Origin of the sequence: Phormidesmis priestleyi BC1401, assembly GCF_001650195.1 — a bacterium.
Classification (GTDB): Bacteria; Cyanobacteriota; Cyanobacteriia; order Leptolyngbyales; family Leptolyngbyaceae; genus Phormidesmis_A; species Phormidesmis_A priestleyi_B.
In genome coordinates this window covers 1-1,626 of the sequence record NZ_LXYR01000153.1, presented here as the reverse complement: position 1 = coordinate 1,626, position 1,626 = coordinate 1, and the positions used below count along the sequence as shown (strand labels likewise).

The 1,626-nt window shown below is 50.2% G+C and carries 2 protein-coding genes and 1 pseudogene; 1 reads left to right on the top strand and 2 read right to left on the bottom strand.

The features are described 5' to 3' along the window. Positions 1-171, top strand: a pseudogene (locus tag A8707_RS27365) (IS256 family transposase); the annotation flags it as partial. Between the two features lie 144 nt (positions 172-315). On the opposite strand, the gene A8707_RS26125 reads toward A8707_RS27365, so the two are convergent. Beyond that, positions 316-513 carry a hypothetical protein gene (locus A8707_RS26125; RefSeq protein ID WP_068820355.1) on the bottom strand — a complete coding sequence of 66 codons (198 nt, stop codon included), beginning with the start codon at positions 511-513 and terminating at the stop codon, positions 316-318. A 67-nt stretch (positions 514-580) separates the two neighbouring features. Further along, on the bottom strand, positions 581-1,057 hold the full coding sequence (locus tag A8707_RS26120; RefSeq protein WP_068820353.1) for a hypothetical protein: 477 nt from the start codon (positions 1,055-1,057) through the stop codon (positions 581-583). Positions 1,058-1,626 lie beyond the last annotated feature (569 nt).

Here is a 1,626-nt window from a genome sequence, read left to right as displayed (position 1 = left end):
CTGAGAAAAGTGATCAAGAATCATCGGGCGTTTCCCACCGATGAATCTGCCCTCAAAGTGGTTTATCGGGCGATGCACCACATTGCGAAAAAATGGACGATGCCCATTTCAAACTGGAAGCCTGCTCTAAACCGTTTTGCGATTCTGTACGAAGAGCGATTTCCGCTCTAATTTTGACCTTTGACACAAACTACTTGACATACCCGGAATGCCAAATTGGATTCAAAATAAAGCACCCTAGCCAATCATTGGTTAGGGTGCTTTATTATTGGCGGTTCACGGCTCGCTCACTATTATTTACCCTATATAAGGGTGCTATGCCTGGTCAGCAGGATCGCCATACGGGTCTTCACTCGCGGGTCGCACATTGCCGAACTGCCCAGCATCGGTCGGTTGATTTGCCGGATCGCCATACGGGTCTTCACTCGCGGGTCGCGGTGGTTGATTCTCGCTCTCTGCTGGCTGATCGCCTAGTAAGGCATCGGCTGCTTTGCGTAAAAAATCGCCTACCATAATCGTCCTCCAATGTTTACAAAATTGATTTTGTTATCTAGTGCCCACGTGCGTTCTGTCAAGCAACTCAGTTGGTTGCTGACTGCGCTTCTGGCAACGACGTGAGGTCACGTCCGGTGGTCTGGTTGTCATACCCTTGATAGTCACGGTACTGTTGCGCATCTGCGGCTGGCACCGTAATGCCATTGGGCGGTGGGGTTACCCAATGCGCTTGATGGTTTGCATCCCGGTAATAAACGCGACCGTTTTTAGAAAGGTAATACTGTCCGTTCTCGCCTGCCTGTGCCTGCGCGTGTTTGTGCTGGTTATAAAGATAGTAAAGAGCGGCAGCTCCAGCCAGCACGACTGCTCCTTTCTGAACATTACTCATGCCCTTCTTCTGCTCCGTCGGCGCTGCTGTAGTAGTCGCAGTGCGCGTGTCATCGACTGGCGGCGGCACAGTAGCCTGACGCTGACCACATCCCGCAAACAAGGGCACAGTCAGGAGCGCTGAAAGGAGCATGGCAGTGGGGCGGACACCACGTTGATCTGGAAATCTTTGCATAACTTGAGTCCTCTACACCAAGGCACCGTGATTGCCTTTCCCTATGTAACAGGTGATCTGCCCCTGGGAAAAGCGGCTCGTGTCAATCATGGTGGAACGACGGGTTGCTGTCATCACACTCTAGAAAGAGGATGTACAGAGCCAAATTAAATGACATCGAGACAAATTCGTGCTGATGGGGTCTTATTAGCAAGGGAACCAGATTTTGCCTTAAAGCTGTAATGCTCTTCTAGCAAGGTGTTCTTTTAGCTTGTGCTCCCTCACCCTGACCCCAAAACTTGGCTAACCTGTAGAAATTATCAGTTTGCTGCTGAAATACTCTCAAGGTAAAATCTGGTTCCATTATTATTGCGCCCCCTATTACCTCTCAGCCCTGCTGTTATGAGCCTAAAAAGATTTCTAAGCGTCGCGTGGTTGAGTCTACTTGTGGGAGGCTCCTCTGCTTCCCATAATTTGATTCACTCGAGGCTCAAACAGACAGGCTCCTCAAGCTTAAGCTCTCAAATTGAGACGTATCACAGCTTCGTGTTGGGTCGAGATCGAACCTATGGGATCGTGCTCCCACCCGG